At 46.0% G+C, this 22,288-nt stretch carries 21 protein-coding genes; 13 read left to right on the plus strand and 8 right to left on the minus strand.

Annotated elements, in window-relative coordinates:
* The 5 genes from ACF8EG_RS14220 to ACF8EG_RS14240 are packed head-to-tail and all read right to left on the minus strand — an operon-like array spanning nucleotide 1 to nucleotide 2,600.
* On the minus strand, nucleotides 1-561 hold the full coding sequence (locus ACF8EG_RS14220; protein WP_005460553.1) for a hypothetical protein: 561 nt from the start codon (nucleotides 559-561) through the stop codon (nucleotides 1-3).
* Nucleotides 561-818, minus strand: coding sequence for an acyl carrier protein (locus tag ACF8EG_RS14225; protein ID WP_025766966.1), 258 nt, complete (start codon nucleotides 816-818; stop codon nucleotides 561-563). The genes ACF8EG_RS14220 and ACF8EG_RS14225 overlap by 1 nt, the downstream gene beginning before the upstream one ends.
* Before the next feature lie 15 nt (nucleotides 819-833).
* Nucleotides 834-1,094, minus strand: coding sequence for a phosphopantetheine-binding protein (locus tag ACF8EG_RS14230; protein ID WP_005382278.1), 261 nt, complete (start codon nucleotides 1,092-1,094; stop codon nucleotides 834-836).
* Nucleotides 1,095-1,107: 13 nt separating this feature from the next.
* Nucleotides 1,108-1,875 carry a 1-acyl-sn-glycerol-3-phosphate acyltransferase gene (locus ACF8EG_RS14235; RefSeq protein WP_069507270.1) on the minus strand — a complete coding sequence of 256 codons (768 nt, stop codon included), beginning with the start codon at nucleotides 1,873-1,875 and terminating at the stop codon, nucleotides 1,108-1,110.
* The gene (locus tag ACF8EG_RS14240; protein WP_068863841.1) at nucleotides 1,872-2,600 is read right to left on the minus strand and encodes a beta-ketoacyl synthase chain length factor; all 729 of its coding nucleotides are present in this window, start codon (nucleotides 2,598-2,600) and stop codon (nucleotides 1,872-1,874) included. The genes ACF8EG_RS14235 and ACF8EG_RS14240 overlap by 4 nt, the downstream gene beginning before the upstream one ends.
* 76 nt (nucleotides 2,601-2,676) lie before the next feature.
* Here ACF8EG_RS14240 and ACF8EG_RS14245 point away from each other — a divergent pair, with 76 nt between their 5' ends.
* From ACF8EG_RS14245 to ACF8EG_RS14260, 4 genes are all read left to right on the plus strand, one after another.
* Nucleotides 2,677-3,075 carry a hypothetical protein gene (locus ACF8EG_RS14245; protein WP_069507268.1) on the plus strand — a complete coding sequence of 133 codons (399 nt, stop codon included), beginning with the start codon at nucleotides 2,677-2,679 and terminating at the stop codon, nucleotides 3,073-3,075.
* Nucleotides 3,076-3,085: 10 nt separating this feature from the next.
* On the plus strand, nucleotides 3,086-4,171 hold the full coding sequence (locus ACF8EG_RS14250) for a methyltransferase (RefSeq protein WP_079851847.1): 1,086 nt from the start codon (nucleotides 3,086-3,088) through the stop codon (nucleotides 4,169-4,171).
* Between the two features lie 8 nt (nucleotides 4,172-4,179).
* Nucleotides 4,180-5,424, plus strand: a complete 1,245-nt coding sequence (locus ACF8EG_RS14255; protein WP_043037153.1) for an NAD(P)/FAD-dependent oxidoreductase — start codon at nucleotides 4,180-4,182, stop codon at nucleotides 5,422-5,424.
* Between the two features lie 193 nt (nucleotides 5,425-5,617).
* Nucleotides 5,618-6,358 (plus strand): hypothetical protein, encoded by a 741-nt coding sequence (locus ACF8EG_RS14260; protein ID WP_025794830.1) that lies wholly within the window; start codon nucleotides 5,618-5,620, stop codon nucleotides 6,356-6,358.
* Here ACF8EG_RS14260 and ACF8EG_RS14265 read toward each other — a convergent pair.
* On the minus strand, nucleotides 6,348-7,700 hold the full coding sequence (locus ACF8EG_RS14265; protein ID WP_069507265.1) for a hemolysin family protein: 1,353 nt from the start codon (nucleotides 7,698-7,700) through the stop codon (nucleotides 6,348-6,350). The two genes, ACF8EG_RS14260 and ACF8EG_RS14265, sit on opposite strands and share 11 nt — an antisense overlap.
* Before the next feature lie 184 nt (nucleotides 7,701-7,884).
* On the opposite strand from ACF8EG_RS14265, the gene ACF8EG_RS14270 reads away from it, so the two are divergent.
* The 9 genes from ACF8EG_RS14270 (at nucleotide 7,885) to ACF8EG_RS14310 (ending at nucleotide 20,642) form a co-directional block, all read left to right on the plus strand.
* Entirely contained in the window at nucleotides 7,885-9,120 is a 1,236-nt protein-coding gene (locus ACF8EG_RS14270) for a DEAD/DEAH box helicase (RefSeq protein WP_069507263.1), read from the plus strand.
* A gap of 251 nt (nucleotides 9,121-9,371) precedes the next feature.
* A complete protein-coding gene (locus tag ACF8EG_RS14275) occupies nucleotides 9,372-10,034 on the plus strand; it encodes a TrkA family potassium uptake protein (protein ID WP_005460581.1) in 663 nt (220 codons plus the stop codon).
* The gene (locus tag ACF8EG_RS14280; RefSeq protein WP_029802039.1) at nucleotides 10,031-11,398 is read left to right on the plus strand and encodes a TrkH family potassium uptake protein; all 1,368 of its coding nucleotides are present in this window, start codon (nucleotides 10,031-10,033) and stop codon (nucleotides 11,396-11,398) included. Before ACF8EG_RS14275 ends, ACF8EG_RS14280 begins: the two co-directional genes overlap by 4 nt.
* 294 nt (nucleotides 11,399-11,692) lie before the next feature.
* On the plus strand, nucleotides 11,693-14,677 hold the full coding sequence (locus tag ACF8EG_RS14285; protein ID WP_069507261.1) for a M6 family metalloprotease domain-containing protein: 2,985 nt from the start codon (nucleotides 11,693-11,695) through the stop codon (nucleotides 14,675-14,677).
* A gap of 175 nt (nucleotides 14,678-14,852) precedes the next feature.
* The gene (locus ACF8EG_RS14290) at nucleotides 14,853-15,665 is read left to right on the plus strand and encodes a sugar transporter (protein WP_025532520.1); all 813 of its coding nucleotides are present in this window, start codon (nucleotides 14,853-14,855) and stop codon (nucleotides 15,663-15,665) included.
* 178 nt (nucleotides 15,666-15,843) lie between these two features.
* The gene (locus tag ACF8EG_RS14295; RefSeq protein ID WP_069507259.1) at nucleotides 15,844-17,313 is read left to right on the plus strand and encodes a protein adenylyltransferase SelO; all 1,470 of its coding nucleotides are present in this window, start codon (nucleotides 15,844-15,846) and stop codon (nucleotides 17,311-17,313) included.
* Nucleotides 17,314-17,515: 202 nt separating this feature from the next.
* Complete coding sequence (locus ACF8EG_RS14300; protein WP_005479018.1) at nucleotides 17,516-18,514, plus strand: TRAP transporter substrate-binding protein; 999 nt, start codon at nucleotides 17,516-17,518, stop codon at nucleotides 18,512-18,514.
* Nucleotides 18,515-18,602: 88 nt separating this feature from the next.
* Entirely contained in the window at nucleotides 18,603-19,277 is a 675-nt protein-coding gene (locus tag ACF8EG_RS14305) for a TRAP transporter small permease (RefSeq protein ID WP_005479032.1), read from the plus strand.
* A gap of 3 nt (nucleotides 19,278-19,280) precedes the next feature.
* Entirely contained in the window at nucleotides 19,281-20,642 is a 1,362-nt protein-coding gene (locus ACF8EG_RS14310) for a TRAP transporter large permease (RefSeq protein ID WP_005479029.1), read from the plus strand.
* A 47-nt stretch (nucleotides 20,643-20,689) separates the two neighbouring features.
* Here the strand turns inward: ACF8EG_RS14310 and ACF8EG_RS14315 are convergent, their stop codons facing one another.
* Nucleotides 20,690-20,872 carry a hypothetical protein gene (locus ACF8EG_RS14315; protein ID WP_021451574.1) on the minus strand — a complete coding sequence of 61 codons (183 nt, stop codon included), beginning with the start codon at nucleotides 20,870-20,872 and terminating at the stop codon, nucleotides 20,690-20,692.
* 76 nt (nucleotides 20,873-20,948) lie between these two features.
* The gene (locus ACF8EG_RS14320; protein WP_069507257.1) at nucleotides 20,949-22,286 is read right to left on the minus strand and encodes a sigma-54 dependent transcriptional regulator; all 1,338 of its coding nucleotides are present in this window, start codon (nucleotides 22,284-22,286) and stop codon (nucleotides 20,949-20,951) included.
* Nucleotides 22,287-22,288 lie beyond the last annotated feature (2 nt).

Genomic DNA, 22,288 nt, shown 5'->3' on the forward strand with positions numbered 1-22,288 from the left:
TTAGTGTTCCTTTCGAACAAATTGACGCACGATCCATTCTCCGGCGAACAAGCTACCAGCAAGTAAGTAGCTAATCAGACCGTTATACAGCGTCCATATTTTTACTGGCAGGAAACAGGTATAGAGGGCAAAAGCGGCATTCAGTACAAAAAAAACGCACCAAACCATCGTCACTTTGCGAGTGTAAGCAACGCCGCTTGGCGGTAGTTCTGGTTCTTGTAAACGCGCGAGCCTTTCAATGATCGATTGAGGCTGTTTGAGACTAAATGCAAACACGCACAACATGCATACGTTCACAACCACAGGATAAAACTTAAGCCACCCGTGTTGTTTAAACACCATGCCAAGCGCAACAAGAAGAATACCGACAGCGCCCGTGGTGAGCGCTAGGAATTTAAACTCTTTAAGTGGGGTCTTATTTGCGACGAATAAACGCAAAAGCAACGCAGCAATTAACAAGCCCCCGACTAAGTTCAAGCCAAATTTATCTATACCGAAGTAAACGGCGAAGGGGTAGGCAAACAGTACAATTGCAGACAGACCAGTCAGCAATTGGCGCATTAACTTTCCTTCAATAGCTCAGTGACTGCGTTAACGACATCGTCAACGGTTCTTACTGTACTAAATTCAGCAGGTTTGATTTTTTTACCAGTGACATTCTGTAAGTGCACGACCAAATCAACGGCGTCAATGCTATCAAGGTCGAGATCTTGGTATAAGTGCGCATCTGACTGAATGTCGGCTGCGTCAATTTCGAACAGCTCAACAAGCGCATCTTTAACTTGTTCAAATACTTGATCTTTATTTACATCAGTCATGAATATACCTACAACTTATTCATTAGTTTGAGAAGAAACGTATTTCGCTAGGTTTGCTACAGAAGCAAAGTGTTCGCGCGTGTTTGAGTCGTCGGCATCAATAACGATGTTGTATTGTTTTTTAATTGCGAGTCCAAGCTCAAGTGCATCGATAGAATCTAAGCCAAGTCCATCACCAAAAAGTGGTGCATCCGTTTCAATATCATCTACGGTTAAATCTTCAAGGTTTAAAGCATCAATAATAAGTTGCTTAATGTCGTTGTGTAACTGTTCCACTGGGACCTGCTTATTAATAAAAGTTTTCTGGAAAAATGTTTTCAGCTAGGTGCTGTTGTAAGCGTCGCGCCGCTATCGTTGGTGACGTAGTTTGCTTTATAAAGGGCTCAATCTCAACTTTATCCTTAACTTCAATTTTGAAAAAGGGCTTTGTTGTGGGCACCTGATACCATTTTTTCTCTTTTGTGAGAAAGCTCGGTGTCACCGTAATATGTACGACTCTTAAATCTCGTTCTGTTCTTACCGCAATTTGTGCCGCGCCACGTTGCAACTTAGGTTTTACGCCTGGGGTTGTTCTTGTGCCTTCAGGAAATATAAGCAACACGTTGCCTTTATTAAATCGTTTTTCACAAAGTGCTAATAAATCATCTGGCGCTTCGTTTGGAATATATCCGGCCGCTTTTACAATATGCTTCATAAAAGGATTCGACCAAATTGCCGACTTTACTAAACAATCACAGCGATTTAATTGTGAGGCGATTAAAACGTAATCAATTAAACTCGGGTGATTGGCAACAATTAAACAATTTCGATCTTGTTGAAGAAGGTCTGCGCCAATAATTTCATAATCAATCGCCCCGCTGAACTTCATTAATTTACAGAATGTGTTGAAAGAATATTGAATCGCGCCTTGAACTTTATATTCACGTTCAGTTTGGTCAGAGACAAAAATACGAATAGTTGGAATCACGATAAAGCTCAGCGCTAAACCACCCAAACCAAATACCGAAAAACAGAAACCCGTGGCGAGTACTCGCCAATACTGATTTAAGCGATTCATTTTTTGCGCCATTCCCAAGCTTGCTGTGGGGCATGAATGGTCCACTGAGTTTCGTCTGACAAGTAGTTCTGCAAAAACGCTAAGCCTTGTGGCAAAAGGTGGTCTTGTGTTTCTACGCTGTGGCTGTGGCGCAACGTAAAATCATCACCGTTTGATAGCACTAAACCTAAGCCAAAGCCCGGATATTGCTGCTGTTCAAATTCGGAGTAGGATTCAGGTAAAGGTTCATCAAAGTCGACCAACAGAACTTTCTTATCTGGATTGTCTGCTAAAAATAGCCACGCTTCTAATATCGCGCTTTGGAATGTATTTTCCGATGCCGCAATCGAAGTGAGAGGGATTGGCTGCTTGGTTGCGATGGTCGCTAAACCTGCCGCGGTATTGTGCACTGATTGAGAGAACGCCATTGGAGAGGCTTCTTCGCCACTGATGATGTCTGCAACCAGCGCGACACTGCGATGCAGTTCGCCATGACGGCTAGAAAACACCAGATAATCGACCTGATGTTGCTTTAATAATTCGATGGCCGTTTGCACTGCAAGTTTACTTAATGGACTCATTCTTCGGCGTATCATTGCAGGAATATCCGCCACATTTACTTTGCCATCTTGTGGCCAATTTCCGCTTGCAGCCCATTCTTTCCATTCATCAGGTTGAGATAAACCCAGTGAATTCGCTGTCCACGCATCAATATTGAACGAAATTTTGATCTTCGAGTTTGGCATATTTGGTTAAATTGTTTATTTTACAGCTCGATACAATTTGGGCTTCACCCGAATTCATAATAAAAAGGACATTCTTATGTCGCGCTTTAAGCTGTACATCTCATTATTATTAACTTTGCTTCTTGTCGGTTGTGGACGTATACAACCTGTATTGAGTGTGGAGGATACTCCAGTTGCGTATGATCTTCAAAATAAACAAGTAAAAATGGCGATTGTGCAATCCGCAACTAACCGTGGTTGGACGATTGAAGAAGTTAGTCCGGGTGTATTAATTGCGAAAATTCACGTTCGTACACACTCTGCTGAAGTAAAAATTCCATACAGCAACAAATATTATTCAATTATTTATCTCAACTCAGTAAATCTCAAAGCAAGTGATGGCAAAATTCACCGCAATTACAATCGTTGGGTAAACAATTTAAATGTTGATATTCAGCGAGCACTTGCGTTGTTGGGCACTCAGTCTCAGCAATAAAAATTATTAAATGCAGTTAGGTTTTTTCGTGTTAAATCAAAATAATGATCCTTTTAATGCTTTTGAAGCAAAAACAGAAGCTCAAAAATTATCTTTTGCCCCTATCGTTTTCCATACCGCGAGAACGCTCAGAGATTTGGGTATTTTAACGGCGCTCGATAGCGCTGGTTCAAAAGGCATGAGCGCCATTGATATTGCCGAAAAAACAGGCGTGTCAGAATATGGTGTCAAAGTGCTGCTAGACATGGCGATAAGTGCGCACATTGTTTTGTGGGAAAAACCTAACTACTCACTGGCCAACCTCGGGTTCTACTTGTTGTACGATGGCATGACCCAAGCAAACATGGATTTCACGGCCGACGTTTGTTATGCCGCGATGATGCACTTGACTGAAGCAATCAAAGACGGCAAACCTGCTGGATTGAAAGAGCTGGGCGATTGGGAAACCATCTATCAAGGGTTGTCGACATTACCTGAGCAAGCTAAGCAGAGCTGGTTTAAGTTTGATCACTTCTATTCGGATCGTTCTTTCCCATTGCTGCTTAAAGAAGTGTTTGCCAATGAGCCAAAACATATTGTCGATATCGGTGGCAATACGGGTAAATGGGCAATGCAGTGCTGCAACTACGATAAAGATGTGCATGTGACCATTGTTGATTTGCCGCAGCAATTGGAAGTAGCGATGTCTAACGTGGCAGAGAATCAGCTCAGCGAGCGCGTGCATCCGTATCCTGCCAATATGCTTGATAAAGCCCAAACATTGCCTGATCATGCCGATATTTGGTGGATGAGCCAGTTCTTAGATTGTTTCTCTCCAATTGAAATTTTAAATATTTTGAAGAAAGTGAAGGCGCAGTTGAGCGCGGGCGATACCGTTTACGTTCTCGAACTGTTTTGGGATGCGCAGAAATACGCGGGCGCGTCATACAGCTTAAATGCTACCTCGCTTTACTTTACCTGCCTAGCCAATGGTAATAGCCGTTTCTACCGTAGTGATGATTTCCTAGAAATTGTTGAAGCAGCAGGTCTCTCTGTTGTGGAAAGAACGGACAACATTGGCCTCGGACATACCTTATTAAAACTCCAAGCAAGCTAGTATAAAGAATGAAAACAGAGCACAAGCAAGTTGTCGTCGTTGGCGCAGGTCCTTCGGGTTCCACCGTTTCTGCGTTGCTAAAATCCCGTGGTATTGATGTTGTCGTGATCGAAAAAGCGACGTTCCCTCGTTTCTCAATTGGCGAAAGCTTACTTCCAGCTTGTATGGAGGTGGTTGAACTTGCCGGAATGACAGAGGCGGTGAAGCAGCATGGCTTCCAATTCAAAGATGGTGCGGCGTTCCGTCGTAACGGGGTCTACACCCACTTTGACTTCACTGACAAATTTACCGCAGGACCAGGCACCACATTTCAGGTTCAACGCGCCAGCTTTGATAAAGTGCTCGCTGACAGCGCCGCAGAGCAGGGCGTCGACATTCGTTATCAGCATGAGCTGGTTAGCTTGGCGTTTGAAGGCAAAAAATCGCGCTTAGAAGTGGTTGGGCCCGATAAGCAGGCGTATCAAATCGAAGCCGATTTTGTTTTGGATGCGAGTGGTTTTGGCCGAGTGCTACCGCGTTTGCTGGATCTGGAAGAACCTTCTTGCCTTCCACCAAGAAAAGCGATCTTTACGCATATCGAAGATCATATTTCACCACAAGAGCCAGAGTACGATCGCAACAAAATTCTGATTTCAGTCCATCCTGAAAATCACGACGTATGGTACTGGCTAATTCCATTCTCGAATGGTACGTGTTCGTTTGGTGTGGTGGGTGAGCCTGAGTTTTTCGAGCAATACCCTGAAGATAAGCTTGCAGCTTTACAGCAGTTGGCTAATGAAGAGCCGGGTTTGGCATCTTTATTGCGAAACGCAAAGTACCCAAATCCCGTAGGTGAGTTGGGTGGCTATTCAGCAAACGTCAAACGCTTAGCCACAGAACACTACGCGCTGCTTGGTAACGCGGGCGAATTTTTGGATCCGGTATTCTCATCGGGTGTCACTATCGCGATGAAGTCGGCTCAATTTGCTGCTGATTGCGTTGTGCGTCAATTGAACGGCGAAGTGGTTGATTGGCAAGAAGAGTACTCAGAACGCTTGATGGTTGGTGTCAACACGTTCCGTACTTATGTGGAAGGATGGTACAACGGCACGCTTCAAGACGTGATTTTCTACCAAGATCCAAATCCACGCATTAAACAGATGATCAGTGCAATATTGGCTGGTTACGCGTGGGATACCGAGAACCCATACGTCAAGCAAAGTGAACAACGCTTGTCGACGCTGGCTGAGTTAGTACGTGGCGAAGGTTTTTAAATTACTCAGAAAAAACCATTAAAAACATCTCATTAGCCCCATCTGTGATTCATAGGTGGGGCTTTTTATAATCTTGATTTTAATAAGGTCATTCTTTTTTTTGGTGGGTTATTGAACATTGATATTGCCCTAAAGGTGATTTTAGTCACATAAATGTTTGTTGTAGCTGATATTTCTATAAAACTTGTAGGAAATGGATTACATTTTGGGAGTGTTCCCTCAACTTGGTTATGTCGTGAAAAAGGTATCTAAGCGACTGTATAGATTAGTAAAGTTTAAAAAACGGCAGCCACTCAAAGCTGTATTGTTTTCCTTTACTTCCATGTTGAAGGGCAGGCAGCAGCGCCTCATTAAAAAGCTTCCTTTTTATTCCCAACGTTCCCATCGATGTATTTTTTCTCCCGAGCCATTTCAAGAGCCTTCTGAGCATGTTTTGGCATGGGGACAGCGAGTTAGCCCTGCATTCAAAAGCAAAGTGGTCGAAATTTGCTCTGAGCTAGAAATCAACCCGAATCATCTAATGGCTTGTATGGCCTTTGAGACGGCTGAAACGTTCAGCCCTAGCATTAGAAACGGCTCTGGGAGTGGTGCGACAGGTCTGATTCAGTTCATGCCCGCAACCGCGAAAAACTTGGGGACGAGCACTAAGCATCTCGCCATGATGAGCGCCGTTGAACAGCTCGATTATGTGAAAGCTTACTTTTGGCCTTATCGACACCGAATGTCATCGTTGGAAGATGTTTACATGGCGATTCTCCATCCCGCGGCAATCGGGAAGTCACCCTCACACGTGCTGTTCAAACAAGGTTCGATCGCTTACCGACAAAATGCAGGCATCGATCGTCACAACAAAGGGAACATTACGTTGAGTGACGTCTCTTACAAAGTTAGGCAGAAGCTGGCGAAAGGTTTGCAGCCTAACTTTATGGGTTAGCGTCGCCATCGTTGGCGTCGGTGGTTGTTTCCGACTCTGTCTCTCGGCTCACTTTAACTTGCACAATCCGGTGATGTTTGACGTTTAACACCTCAAACTGCCAGCCCTCATAGTCGACCAGCTCTCCTGCATGTGGAAGGCGTCCTAGCCACCAAGTTAAAAAGCCATTGAGGGTTTGAAAACCTTCACTATCTTCGCCTTCAATTGTGGTCAATCCCAGTTTGTATTTGAGTTCGTTGAGAGGAATCAGCGCATCCATCAGCCAACTGCCGTCTTTTTGCTGCTTCGCCCAGATTTGTTCTGGTGCCATTCCTAATTCGCCAGCGATGGACTTGAGCAAATCGTATAAGGTGACTAAGCCTTGCACGTCGCCATATTCATCAACAATAAATACCATCTCTGCGCTGGTTTGCTGCATGTAGTTCAGCAGAGGCAAGCCTTTCATCGATTCCGGTACAAAGCGCGGATGTTTGAGCAATTTACCGAGTCTCGAAACAGACAGGTGGTCGTACTCATCAAGCAATACTTTTGAGGAGATGGTGCCGATGATGTTATCTAAACCGCCTTTGCACACTGGCCAAACTGAGTGTTGAGTTTGACGTAGGTGTTTGAGAATCGCATCCAGCGGCAAGTTTGTGTCCAAAAAATGGATGTCGCAGCGCGGCGTCATTAAAGACAGGGCTAAACGATCATTGAGGTGCAGTAGCTTGCGGATCATCAGTTGTTCTTGCGGTTCGATGGCTCCTGATTCCGAACCTTCATTGACGACGGCAAAGATGTCTTCTTCTGTGACGATTTCGCCTTGGTTTTCGTTTTGGCGCAGAAGTTTAAGTAACGCATCTGTCGACACAGTAAGTAAGAACACAAAAGGTCTGGCAAGTTTGGCTAACCAATGAATCGGATAGGCGACCACAATTGCGATGCTTTCCGCGTTGTTTTGTGCAAAACGTTTTGGCACGAGCTCGCCGATGATGATCGCGAAGTAAGTGATCAAAATAACAACGCTGGTGGTCGCAAGAATGGTGGCGACTTCGCGCTCTAGCCCTCGGGCAACGAGCCAGTGTTCAAAAGGAATGGACAGCGTTGCTTCACCAAAAATGCCACTGAGTAGACCGATGGCAGTAATTCCGATTTGGATAGTCGAAAGAAACTGGGTAGGGTTGTTTTTTAGTTCTAAAGCGAGCGCAGCAGGTGCGTTGTCTTCGGCCATCATTTTTAGTCGGCCGCTTTTCGCCGCGACTAGCGCGATCTCAGACATAGCGAAAATGCCATTTAGTGCGATCAATCCAACAAGCAATAAAATGTCCATGGCGCCTTCCAGTAATGCACACGTTAGCAGCATAACGAGATTCTCTCGCGAGAAACGTGAGGTTGTGAATAATTCAACGCGTCATGCCAACAGAATGTCTTATTAAAAGGATAGAGTTCATTTGTTGAATGTGGTTTTCGCGTCCAGACGAATGATTCTGTTACTTGACTGGGATTCTGATAAACTACGCGCCCATTTCCTCTTTAGAGACGTTTCTATGCCATTTTCTAAGCTTGGTTTAAGCGCACCAATTACGGATGCCGTAACGGCGCTGGGTTACGAAAAACCGACTTCTATCCAACAAAAAGCGATTCCAATTGTGCTGCGTGGCAGCAACTTGATCGCGGCTGCGCAAACAGGCACGGGTAAAACCGCCAGCTTTGTGTTGCCAATCTTAGAAAAGCTCAGCCAAGGTGAGACGCAACGTAAAAAGCGCGCTCGTGCCATCATTCTTACGCCAACGCGCGAACTGGCTCTGCAAGTGCATCAAAGTATTGAAGCGTACGGGAAGAACTTGCCACTGCGCTCAATGGCTATGTTTGGTGGCGTGGAATATGCGCCGCAGAAGCAAGCGCTGATTGAAGGCGTAGATATTGTGGTGAGCACACCAGGACGTCTGATTGATTTATACGGCCAGCGTGCGATCCATTTTGATGAAGTGGAAATGCTGGTACTGGACGAAGCCGATAAGATGCTTGATATGGGCTTTATCGACTCGATCGATAAGATCATCGATTGCATGCCAGAAGATGTTCAAAGCTTGCTGTTCTCGGCTACGTTGTCGAACCCAGTTCGTGATTTGGCCAAAAACGCGATTGTTGATCCTGAAGAGATTACGATTGCAAAACACAGCGCATCTAAGTCGAACATCAAGCAGTGGATCACCACCGTCGATAAAGACATGAAGTCATCGCTTTTGAGCCGCATGCTGAATGAAAACGACTGGTCGCAAGTGCTGATCTTTATTGAAACAAAACACGGTGCGGCCAAATTGGTTAGCCAGCTTGAGAAGCGCGGCATTGTGGCTGAAGCGTTCCACAGTGGTCGCAATCAGCGTGTTCGTCAGGAACTGATTGAGAAGTTCAAGGCGGGTGAAATTCAGTATCTGGTTGCAACTGGCGTTGCCGCGCGTGGTATTGATATCGACAACTTACCAGTAGTGATTAACTACGATTTACCATTCCCTGCGGATGAGTACGTACACCGCATCGGGCGTACTGGCCGTGCTGGCGCGCAAGGTGAAGCGATCTCTTTGGTATCGAAGGATGATTTCAAAAACCTGTGCATGATTGAAAGCCGTCTGGGCCACTTGCTTGAGCGTATTGAAATCGAAGGTTTTGCTCCAAGAAAGCCAGTGCCGATTTCGATTTTGAATTACGTACCTAAGAATAAGCGTAAACCGCAAGACAATCGCCCGCGTCGTGAGAATTCTGAACAACGTGACGCAAAATAGTCTGCTGACACATTGAAAGCAAAGCCGCATTCGTGCGGCTTTTTTGCGTTTAGAACCGCCGAAAATACGATGGATTTTGTCTGGTTTGTCGGTCGTGATGAGGAAAAAAGTTAAATCGTGTCATACGCTTAACACTCAAAATGCAAATAACTGCGTAAATGTTTTGTCAAATTTCTGTCCTCATATTTGCAGAAGGGCAGGAATAGGCGCAGACTTTCGCGCTTGCTAATGAATGCATAAATGAGGCACGAATGAAAACAGGTGATAAGCAATTCGCTGTTATTGGTCTTGGCCGATTTGGTTTGGCGGTATGTAAAGAATTACAAGATTCTGGGTCACAAGTCTTAGCGGTCGACATCAATGAAGATCGAGTGAAAGAAGCTGCAGGTTTTGTGAGTCAGGCCATTGTGGCAAATTGTACTCATGAAGAAACGGTCGCAGAGCTCAAGCTTGATGATTACGACATGGTGATGATTGCTATTGGTGCGGACGTGAATGCCAGCATTCTTGCTACCCTGATAGCAAAAGAGGCGGGTGTAAAATCGGTATGGGTAAAAGCTAACGACCGATTCCAAGCTCGCGTTCTGCAAAAAATTGGTGCAGACCACATCATCATGCCAGAGCGCGATATGGGCATTCGTGTGGCGCGCAAAATGCTGGATAAACGCGTACTCGAATTTCATCCATTGGGTAGCGGATTAGCGATGACAGAGTTTGTTGTTGGCTCGCGTTTGATGGGTAAAACGTTAAGCGATTTGGCGCTGTGCAAGGTCGAAGGCGTGCAAGTGTTGGGCTTTAAACGTGGCCCTGAAATCATCAAAGCGCCCGATATGAGCACCACGCTTGAAATCGGCGATCTCATTATTGTGGTTGGCCCGCAAGACAAGTTGGCAAACAAGCTGAAATCATTATGACGCAATTTCATCAGAGAGGCGTTTTTTACGTCCCAGACGGCAAACGAGATAAAGCGAAAGGTGGCGAACCGCGCATTATATTGCTGAGCTTTCTCGGAGTGTTATTGCCTTCTGCTGTTCTGCTTACGCTACCGGTTTTTTCGGTTTCTGGTCTGTCTATTACTGACGCGTTGTTTACCGCGACTTCAGCCATTAGTGTGACGGGATTGGGTGTGGTCGATACTGGCCAACATTTTACGCTCGCGGGTAAAATTCTTCTGATGTGTTTGATGCAGATCGGCGGCTTAGGGCAAATGACCTTATCTGCGGTGCTGCTCTATATGTTTGGGGTGCGCTTGAGTCTACGTCAGCAAGCATTAGCCAAAGAAGCACTTGGCCAAGAAAGGCAAGTCAACCTGCGTCGTTTGGTGAAAAAGATCGTCACATTTGCGCTGGTGGCAGAGGCGATAGGTTTTGTCTTCCTCTCGTATCGTTGGGTGCCAGAAATGGGTTGGCAGACGGGCATGTTCTATGCGCTGTTTCATTCTATTTCGGCTTTCAACAATGCTGGCTTCGCTCTCTTCTCTGACAGCATGATGAGTTTTGTCAACGATCCGTTAGTGAGTTTCACCTTAGCTGGTCTGTTTATCTTTGGCGGCTTGGGTTTTACTGTGATTGGTGACGTTTGGCGACATTGGCGTAAAGGTTTCCACTTCTTACATATTCACACCAAAATCATGTTGATTGCCACGCCGTTACTGCTGTTGGTGGGAACGGTGCTGTTTTGGCTTTTGGAACGTCACAACCCCAACACCATGGGGTCGCTCACTATTGGCGGGCAATGGTTGGCCGCTTTCTTCCAATCAGCCAGTGCGCGGACAGCGGGTTTTAACAGTGTTGATTTAACGCAGTTCACGCAACCGGCATTACTCATCATGATCGTTTTGATGTTGATTGGTGCGGGTTCGACCTCTACGGGTGGCGGTATCAAGGTGTCTACTTTTGCTGTCGCGTTTATGGCGACGTGGACGTTCTTGCGTCAAAAGAAACACGTGGTGATGTTTAGGAGAACGGTAAACTGGCCAACGGTAACGAAGTCACTGGCAATCATTGTGGTGAGCGGAGCGATTCTCACCACCGCGATGTTTTTGTTGATGCTGACGGAGAAAGCTTCTTTTGACAAAGTGATGTTCGAAACGATTTCTGCTTTTGCAACGGTTGGGCTTACTGCAGGTTTGACAGCAGAGCTTTCAGAACCAGGTAAGTACATCATGATCGTCGTGATGATCATTGGCCGTATTGGACCTTTGACGCTCGCATATATGTTAGCGAGACCAGAACCAACCTTGATTAAGTACCCAGAAGACACGGTTCTTACTGGTTGATTTGTCAGTAATAAGCAAAATGAATGCAAATTAACGCATTGAATTTAAAGTGATATTTTGACTTTTTGAGCGTCGATTGGTCATCGGCGCTCAAACATTTATAAATAACGTGGTCTTCTGCTCAAATTTTCTTTTTGATCCCCTTGTCAGTATTCCCTTATCCTTTCATTTCTGTACCATTCATTCACTTAATTTATATCTAATGCGTAAGTAACCATCAGGTAACCGCTCATTAAATTGATGGGTATCTGAGTTCGTTTTACGCGTAGTGAATTGAAAAGATGGAGCCGTACTTTGAAATTCCACACCCTTGCCTTGACCATGCTGACTGCACTTGTTGCCGGAAACAGTATGGCAACGACACCACCATCGCCAATTTGGCATCCGATTACGTTGAGTGACGGAAGCAATAGCGAGGCGATTTTACGCGGAACTGCTGATTTCCATTGGTTTGAAGACAAACAAGGCAATGCCTTGATTCAGGAAGATGGTGTTTGGTTTTTTGCTCAGATCCAGCGTAATTCAGACACCCCTGAGTTGCTCTCGACTGGTATTGAGAAAACCCAATCCAGTGATGCGCCTGATTCAGCGAAGTTTCGTCCTGACGTGCAAGTTAAGCCGGAGCTGTCTTCGTTAAAAGCGATTGAACCTATGGCTCGCCAAAACTTATTGCGCACGGCACAAGGTTATCAGGCGATGAGCAGCTCGAGCGTGAAACAGCAGCCTCTGTTGGTTGTGCAGGTTTCTTTTAACGATCAAGCGATGGTGCACAATTTCGAGCAACGTGTTTTCGACACGAATGGCCAAAGCGTTGTGGATTACTTTGATAAAAACTCTCAAGGTAAATTCAAAGTCGTCCCAGCTATCGAGAGTTACGGCACCGCGAATGATGGTGTGATCAATGTGTCCGTGGCACAAAGCCACCCAAATTGTCACTCTAGTTCTAGCGACACCACATGTACGGCCAAGCTGAACGCCGTGTTTACAGAGGCCTACCAAAAACTGGATCCGTACTTCAATCTTTCTGCTTACGACAGTAACCAAGATGGAGCCGTTGAACCTTCAGAGTTGTCAGTGATGTTTATCTTTGCTGGTGGTGACCGTTCAACCGGATTCCTTGACCGTCCTGCTATCTGGCCACACAAATTCTCTCACAATGATGTCACGCTAGATGGCAAAAAGATCACTGACTACTGCGTGTTTGCTGACTACCAAGTTGATCATCAAGCGACGTTGGGTGTGATCGTACATGAGCTTGGCCACTTAATGCTTGGCTTGCCGGATTTGTACGCAAGGAACAGTGATGCTTCGATCGGTTCTTGGGGCGTGATGGGCGGTGGTTCATGGGCACAGAAACCGGGAGACTCATACGCAGGAGACACGCCGGTGAACATGAGTGCGTGGAGCAAACACGCCGCTGGTTTCGTTGTACCAACGATCACTCATGAAAGCCCGATGCCTATTTCCGTGAACAACGACGACGTCAAATTGGTGTATCTCGACCCATACTTAAAAGAGTTTGGCCCACGCGTGTATTTGGAAAACCGTACCTTTAGCGGTTACGACCGAGCATTGGCGGCAGAAGGGGTATTAGCGACGTCTGTGAACGTCCAGAACCGCTTTAACGATGTTGGCGCGATGCAGGTTCAAATCATGCAGGCTGATGGTCTGAATGAGTTAGAAAATGATGGAAGCAGTGATGCTGGCGATTTGTATCCTAACGGTGGCACTGAGATTTCCGACACTTCTAATCCAGGACTTCAAGCAATTGCTGGGTTTGAAACTGGTGTTCGTATTTCTAACATTGCTAGCAGTACGAATGGCGGCAGTTTCTCCCTTGAGCAAGCGAGCGAGCCAAACAAATCGGCTTGGCTGAACTCTCTCTATCAAGGTTATGTGTTTGCTAGTAGCACAAATACGCTGGCGGTTTCACTAGATTTAAATAACGCTACAGAACTGGATGGTATTCAGCTGTACGCGCAAAGAAGCAGCCTTCAAAGTGACATGACTTACCGAGTATGGCGATTCCCATTCTCAGGTAATGCGGGTTACCGTTTGGTGTTAGACCAAGACAGCGCTGAACTGCTACAACAAGGTTCTTTCCAAAAATCATCACGAATCTTATTCCCTCAGCCAAGTCAACTAAGTGCTGGTCAGCATCTGTTGGTGGTGGAATTGGAAGGCGGTGAGTTTGAAGCGAACTTTGATTTTGGTCGTGTTCTAAAAACTGAAAAATCCTCTTTACCTGTGATGTGGACAGGCAGCAATAGCGATATGTACACATTTGGTTTGAATCAGACAGGCTTCTCTTTCGTACCGTTTGCCGCGCTGCTGAATGTGGATGCGAGTCATGTCGTTGAGGCAAAAGCAGACTCATTGCAAACCGATAAGAACAAGTCAATCGAGTTGAACTTGATGGACAATGACTTTATGGCCGTTGGTTATCAGTTCAATGTGGACATCGTTCAACAACCAGAACATGGCACCATTTCGGGTAATCAGTACCAACCTGACATGAACTTTGTTGGTTTGGATCGTTTTCAATATCGTTTGTTGTCGATTGATGGTGCCTACTCATCTTCAATCGTGAATGTTCAGGTGGAAGTGCTTGGCAGCAACGAAGCGCCAGTTGCCGTGATTAATGTTGATAATCAAGACATGACGGTTGGGCAGCGAGTCACGCTGTCTGCGTTAAATAGTACGGATGCTGATGGTGACGTGTTGAGTTATCGATGGGAGCAGTTGGCTGGCACTTCAGTTTCTCTTGGCAATGCAACCAGTGTTAGCGCAAGCTTTACGGTGCCTCAAGGTGCAAAAGCGGGTGAGGTTCTGACATTCCGTCTTACGGTTGCGGATCCAAGTAGCGAAACTTCCAGTGCGACCATCGATTTAACCGTGCGAAACTCAGCTCCAATTACGCTAGCGGATACGGCGACAGTAGCCGTCGGTGAAAGCATTGTGATTGATGCAGCGGGCAATGATTCGGACGTGAACGGCGATAAACTGGTTGTACAAAGTGTACAAAACTTAACGGGCGTAGGAATCGCGAGTGTAGAGAACGGAAAAATCCGCTTTCAAGCACCGGATAGTCCGGCTGACGGTATCAAGCTGCAATACACGGTTTCGGATGGCAAAGGTGCGACTGCAACGGGTGAAGTGACCGTGACGGTTGTTGCTTCTTTGAAAACAACGACGTTCAAAAATTCGGAGGGTGGCGGCAGTGTTTCTTATTGGGCTCTGATGTTACTCGCTGTATTGGGCTGGCGACGCCGCGTCTAAAACGGTATTAAATTTACGGTATAAGCCACTCGCATCGAGTGGCTTATTTTTTGTGTCTGATTTATTTCGACTTTGCTCTCATTATCTTATGAGATGTGTTTCTCATTATTTTTAAAGCGATTTTTCTACTCTGCGGTTACCCTAAGGGCAGATTTTTACAAATTAAGGATGTTGTATGTCAACCGAGGACTTTTCTGTTTCGGCAGTATGCCGAGAAGCGGCAGTGATGGTCAGAAGGAACCTACTCGCAATTGTCATTGCTTGTATTCCATTAATCATCGTGCACTCAATTTTTGTGTTTATGTATCCTGAAATGACGGGGCAAGATCAAGCGAGCGTCCAAGAAGGAAACATCACGGGATTTTATTTCGTCACAATCGTTTTATACCCACTTGTTGCTGCGATGGCTGCTGTGCGTGTGCACCGGATTTATTTGGTTGGCGATTACATGCACTCGGCGTTGGATGTGTTTCGTTTGTCGGCCCGAGAATTCCGTTTCATTGGCTGGTGGATATTGTTTGGACTGATGATGATGCTCGTCATTGGTATCCCAATCTTTGTATTGTCGTTTATCTACATTGCAGAAAGCGGTGAACCCGATTTTGTCGCCATGGCGTTTATCACAACAGTTGCAAGCATTCCAGGCTATTGGGTGATGGCGCGTTGGTCGTTTGTTCTGCCAGCGACCGCAATGGATCATCAGCCGCGCAGTTTGCGTCGTTCATGGAACCAAAGCAGACCATACAACAAGCAAGTATTCATTTTGATGGGATTAATTCCATTAGGTGCAGGATTACTCAGTCAGCTTATCTTTAGCCACTTTACGAATTTCTTCATGCTGAGTTTTGTTGGCGTTGCCTATGGTATTTTCGGCGCGTACCAGCTGGCATTGTTATCGTTGAGCTATAAAACGGTCGTGGATATCGAACGCGCTCGTTTTGATACGCCATCAGAGCCACCAAAAACGGGTGAAGAATTTTCCGCTTAATCAATTTGATCGTTTTTACATACCACCTCCGTTTGTGAGGTGGTATGTAGCGGGTGAATACCTTTCCTGCCGTCTTCGCGTTATCCACGCAAAATACCCATGCCCATTTCATGGCTGAATGACAGTGACGTTCACACGTATACTGACAACAGTACTTCTTTTTATTAAGGAACCCCACATGTCCATTTGGCAACGGGTCAGTTTCACCCATCGCTTTAGTCAATTACCGTCTGCTTTCTATACTTTGGTCGAGCCACAACCCTTGGATAATACTCGCTGGGTTGCTTGGAATGGTGAGTTTGCGCAGCAGTTTGGTTTACCAGCAGAGCAAAACGATGAGCTATTGGCGGTTTTTTCTGGGCAAAGCGAATTCGAACCGTTTCGTCCTCTGGCGATGAAATACGCAGGGCATCAGTTTGGCGTCTACAACCCAGACTTGGGCGATGGACGTGGATTGCTGTTGGCGGAAATTGAGCATCAAAATGGCACTTGGTTTGATATTCACCTTAAAGGCGCGGGGCTAACACCCTACTCGCGAATGGGGGACGGCAGGGCGGTGTTGCGCTCAACCATTCGTGAATATCTATGTAGTGAAGCCATGGCGGGGCTTGGGATCCCGACGACTCGTGCTCTTGGCATGATGGTTAGTGACACGCCTGTTTATCGCGAGAAAACAGAATTCGGTGCAATGTTGATTCGTATGGCGGAGACCCACGTGCGTTTTGGCCATTTCGAGCACCTTTTCTATACCAATCAATTGGCAGAGCAAAAGTTGCTGGCGGACAAAGTCATCGAGTGGCACTTTGCTGATAGTGCGTCGGCAGAGAAGCCATACGCTGCAATGTTTGGCGAAATTGTTCAGAAAACAGCGGACATGATTGCTTACTGGCAAGCGTATGGGTTTGCTCATGGCGTGATGAACACCGATAACATGTCAATTCTCGGGCAAACCTTTGATTACGGGCCATTTGGTTTTCTCGACGATTATGAACCGGGGTACATTTGTAACCATTCTGATTATCAGGGGCGTTATGCGTTCGAGCAGCAACCGCGAATTGCCCTGTGGAATCTTTCTGCTTTGGCACATGCCTTATCACCGCTCGTCGAGCGAGAAGATTTAGAACAGGCATTGAGCCAATTTGAAGGGCGTTTAAGCCAGCAGTTTAGCTGCTTGATGCGCAGTAAGCTGGGTTTGAAAACAAAAATTGCAGAAGACGGACGTTTGTTTGAGTCGATGTTTGAACTGCTTAATCAGAATCATACCGACTACACACGATTCTTTAGAGCGTTGTCCAACCTCGATAAACAGCCAGCGCAAGAGGTCATTGATTTGTTTATTGACCGGGAAGCCGCCCAAGCGTGGCTTGATTTGTATTTGGCTCGATGTGAGCTGGAGGTAGATGAAATTGGTGAGCCGATTTCAGCCGAACAGCGTTGTGAACAGATGCGCCAAGCCAACCCGAAATACATTCTTCGCAACTACCTTGCGCAATTGGCTATCGATAAAGCTGAGGAAGGGGATTTCAGCGAAGTTCACCGTCTTGCTGAGATACTTCGCCATCCATACGATTCGCAACCAGAGTTTGAAGCGTATGCCAAACTGCCGCCTGAGTGGGGGAAAAAGATGGAGATCAGCTGCTCCTCATAAATGGGTCATTTTCCACCCATATCCTTTGGGTTTGTGGGTGGATTTCCCTCCTTTTGTCTCTCGCTTGTCAATTTTAATATCTTAATGGATTGATTTTAAATAAAAAAATAGTTGGTCTGTTAATTGCTCTTTGATGAACATCCGTACCCATCACCTTAACTTCATGGACGGGATGGGATGTGATTTATCAAGGAGAATAATAATGTTAAAGCCTCTAACCCTACTATCTGTCTCTGCTCTTGCTGTTACCAGTTTTAATGCCGCTGCGAATTGTGACCCAGGTGAAACGGTCATCAAATTCAGCCACGTGACTAATGCGGACAAACACCCAAAAGGCATTGCTGCTTCGTTGCTTGAAAAACGTGTCAACGAAGAAATGAACGGCAAAGTGTGCATGCAGGTGTTTCCAAACTCAACGCTTTACGATGATGACAAAGTGTTGGAAGCTCTTCTAAATGGTGATGTTCAACTCGCTGCTCCTTCTCTTTCTAAGTTTGAGAAATTCACCAAGAAGTATCGCCTTTTCGATCTGCCTTTCTTGTTTGATGATGTCGCTGCGGTTGACCGCTTCCAAAACTCTGAAGCGGGAGAGAAGCTGAAAAACTCAATGAAACGTCGTGGTCTACAAGGCATTGCGTTCTGGCACAACGGTATGAAGCAAATGTCTGCCAATAAACCTCTGATGGTGCCAAGCGATGCGAAAGGGCTTAAGTTCCGCGTCCAAGCTTCTGACGTTCTTGTTGCCCAGTTCGAGCAACTTGGCGCAAACCCTCAAAAAATGTCCTTCAAAGAAGTTTACGGCGGTCTACAAACGAAGGTTATCGATGGTCAAGAGAACACTTGGTCAAACATCTACGGTAAGAAGTTCTTCGAAGTTCAAGATGGCATCACGGAAACCAACCACGGTATTTTGGATTACCTCGTTGTGACGTCGAACGATTTTTGGCAGAAGCTACCAGAAGATCAGCGTGAACAGCTCAATACCATCATTCAAGAAGTGACTGTTGAGCGTAACGCGGAATCGACCAAAGTGAACTTGGCGAATAAAAACAACATCATCGAAGCGGGTGGTGTGGTTCGTACGCTAACGCCAGAGCAGCGTCAAGAGTGGGTGACGGCTCTGCAACCAGTGTGGAAAAAGTTTGAGAAAGACATTGGTTCTGACCTGATTGAAGCGGCTTTGGCTTCAAACCAACAATAACAAAAACGATATCCATTCGCCCTCGGACTCTCTCTAAGCCGAGCTGAGGATGAGGGCTTTTTCCCTTTACTGATGACGTGATGTAATTATGGAACCGACTTTTTTTGCCAAGGCTGGACGAATCACCGATGCCATTGAAGAAACCTTGATTGCTTTCTTCTTAGGTGCGATGACATTGCTGACGTTTGCTAATGTCATTTTTCGCTATGTCTTTAACGATAATATTCTCTGGGCGTTAGAGCTCACCGTATTCATGTTCGCGTGGATGGTTTTAGTTGGCGCTTCGTACGGTGTGAAAAAACACTTTCACATTGGCGTGGATGTCATCATCAATATCGTACCTGAAGGGCGCCGTAAACTCCTTGCGCTAGTCGCAGCGGCCTGCTGCCTAACCTTTTCGATTCTGCTTTTGATTGGTGCTTGGAATTATTGGTATCCCTTTGCGACAGAGCGCGCATGGTATGAAACCGACGATATCCCAATGCCTGAGTTTTTACAGTTCTTAGCGGATTGGCTTAATGAAGGCGAGCGCTACGAAAAACTGCCACGCTTTATTCCTTATTTCGCTTTGCCGCTTGGTATGGCGATGCTCACTTTCCGTTTTTTACAAGTCACTTGGCAGATCGCTACAGGCAAGCTGGATCGCTTGATTGCAGGTCATGAAGCTGAGGAAGAACTGGAAGCCTTAAAAGAAGAAATGAGTGAAGCTGGCGATGCCATGACTCCTCGTTCCTCGAACGATTCTGAGCACAAGGAGCGCTAAGCCATGGATATTTTACTACTGTTTTTAATGGTGATTGGCTTCATGCTCATTGGTGTGCCAATCGCAATTTCTCTGGGTCTTTCCAGTGTACTTTTCTTAATGCTGCATTCCGATGCTTCTTTGGCGTCAGTTGCTCAAACGCTGTTTAACGCCTTTGCTGGTCACTATACATTGTTGGCGATACCTTTCTTCATTTTGGCCTCAAGTTTTATGTCGACAGGTGGCGTTGCAAAGCGAATCATCCGATTTGCGATTGCCATTGTTGGTTGGTTCCGTGGTGGTCTCGCCATGGCTTCCGTTGTGGCATGTATGATGTTTGCAGCACTGTCTGGCTCTTCACCAGCAACCGTGGTCGCTATCGGTAGTATCGTCATTGCGGGGATGATCAAAAACGGTTACTCGAAAGAGTTTGCTGCGGGTGTTATCTGTAACGCAGGTACTTTGGGGATCTTGATTCCGCCATCGATCGTGATGGTGGTGTATGCAGCGGCGACCGATGTGTCAGTGGGGCGTATGTTCCTTGGTGGTGTGATCCCGGGTTTGCTGGCTGGCGTGATGTTGATGATCGCTATCTACATTGCGGCGAGGATTAAGAATCTACCTAAGCAACCATTCGTGGGATGGAAAGAAACGTTTGATGCCGCCAAAGATGCGAGTTGGGGCTTGTTGCTGGTGGTGATCATCCTTGGCGGTATCTATGGCGGCATTTTCACACCAACAGAGGCTGCGGCAGTTGCGGCGGTGTACTCATTCTTGATCGCGAACTTTATCTACAAAGACATGGGACCATTTGCTGATAAGCAAAACACCAAACCAGCGATAGTCAAAGTGATTCAGACCTTTGTGCATGAAGACACTAAGCATACCTTGTATGAAGCAGGCAAGCTTACCATCATGCTGCTGTTTATCATTGCTAATGCACTGATCTTAAAACACGTACTGACTGAAGAACGTATCCCTCAGATGATCACGGAATCGATGCTGTCTGCGGGTCTTGGACCAATTACGTTCTTGATAGTTGTGAACTTATTGCTCCTGATCGGTGGTCAGTTTATGGAGCCTTCGGGCTTATTGATCATCGTTGCTCCTTTGGTGTTCCCAATTGCCATTGCGCTGGGCATCGACCCAATTCACCTCGGTATCATGATGGTGGTGAACATGGAAATCGGCATGATAACGCCACCAGTTGGGTTGAATCTGTTTGTAACGGCTGGGGTGGCAAGAATGTCGATGATGAATGTTGTAAAAGCGGCATTGCCATGGGTGGGTGTCATGTTCTTGTTTTTGATAATTGTGACTTATGTACCTTGGGTATCAACTTGGTTACCTACGACCTTGATGGGGCCAGAAATAATCACTAAATAACACATTTTCCGAATTACATTCACTCAACCAAAAAGAGGTGTGAGCAATCACACCTCTTCGTCTATGGATTTAAAATCTTGTTTTCTCGGATCGGGATGGACTCTGCGCTCATAGCCGTGCCACTTCTTTTTGTTTTTACGTCGGTCTTCACCGGAGCGCCTTTCTTCTTGATACTGGCCGTCTACCATCACTGTATCGGTAATGATCGGTATCCTCACTTTTTCATTCATATCCATATGAGCCCAATAATTGCCTTAGAAAAATTATGATTCAAGTTGGATATAATACCAATCGTGCGAACCTGTTTTATTTATAGAGCTCTTTATCTATCTGATAGCGTTGCATTTTGTCATACAGCGTTTTTCGAGGCACATTCAACTGTTCCATCGTTTGTTTGATGCTGCCATTGTTTTCTAGTAGCGCATTTTCTATCGCTGCCTTTTCAAACTCCGCCACTTGCTCTGCAAGGCTACTGGTTGAGGCGGGGATGGAACTTGGTTCGCCTAATTGGATTAGTTTACCTAATAAAACGAAACGCTCTGCTGCATTGCGCAGTTCTCGGACATTCCCCGGCCAATCGTGAGCCATTAGCTGGGCCAAATCTTGTGCTGAAAGGCTTGGCGAACTTTTACCATAGCGCGACGCCGCAACTAAAAGAAAATGGTGGAAAAGGGCAGGGATGTCTTCCTTGCGTTCACGTAAGGGGGGTAAATCTAGCGTAACCACGTTGAGGCGATAGTAGAGGTCTTGACGAAATGTGCCTTGTTCCGCCGCACGTTTAAGTTCCACTTTCGTTGCCGCGACAACGCGAATGTCGAGAGGTAAAAGTTCGTTTGAGCCAACGCGTTCAATCACGCGCTCTTGCAGGACGCGCAACAAACGAATTTGTGCCTGAATTGGCATCGATTCGATTTCATCTAAGAAGAGTGTGCCGCCCTGCGCAAATTCAAACTTACCAATACGCCGACTTTCTGCGCCCGTAAATGCGCCTTTTTCATGACCATAGAGTTCGCTTTCAATTAAGTTTTCTGGCACCGCGCCACAGTTCACCGCCACAAAGTTATTGTTTCTACGAGAACTTTGTTCGTGCAGTGAGCGGGCGATAAGCTCTTTACCTGTACCTGTTTCGCCAAACAGCAGAATATCGGCATCTGTATCAGCAATGTGGGTGATGGTTTCTCGCAGCGTTTGGATGCTGGTGGTTTCACCGATGATTCGGGGGCCAAGCGTTTGGCTTGCTTTGAGTGATTGACGAAGTTTCTCATTTTCGTTCGTCAGTTGGCGTCTTTCAATGGCGCGCTTTACGGTTTCAACCAAGTGTTCTGGCGCAAAAGGTTTCTCTATAAAATCGTAGGCCCCTTGGTGTAACGCATTTACGGCCATAGAGATGTCACCATGGCCTGTAATCATGATGACTGGCAGGTTTGGGTCGCGTTGAACTAACGTGGTTAACAGGTCCATGCCTGAAATACCAGGTAAGCAGATGTCGGTCACAATCACACCAGCTTCGTCGCTTTGTTTCATGGCTAACAAGGCGGATTCCGCATCGGAAAAAAAAGTCGCTTCGATATCGGCTAGCTCAAACGTTTGTTCTATTGCTAATCGAAGGTCGGCTTCATCATCAATAAAAAACACCTGACACATTA

This window comes from Vibrio sp. YQ_11 (assembly GCF_043103065.1).
GTDB lineage: Bacteria > Pseudomonadota > Gammaproteobacteria > Enterobacterales > Vibrionaceae > Vibrio > Vibrio parahaemolyticus.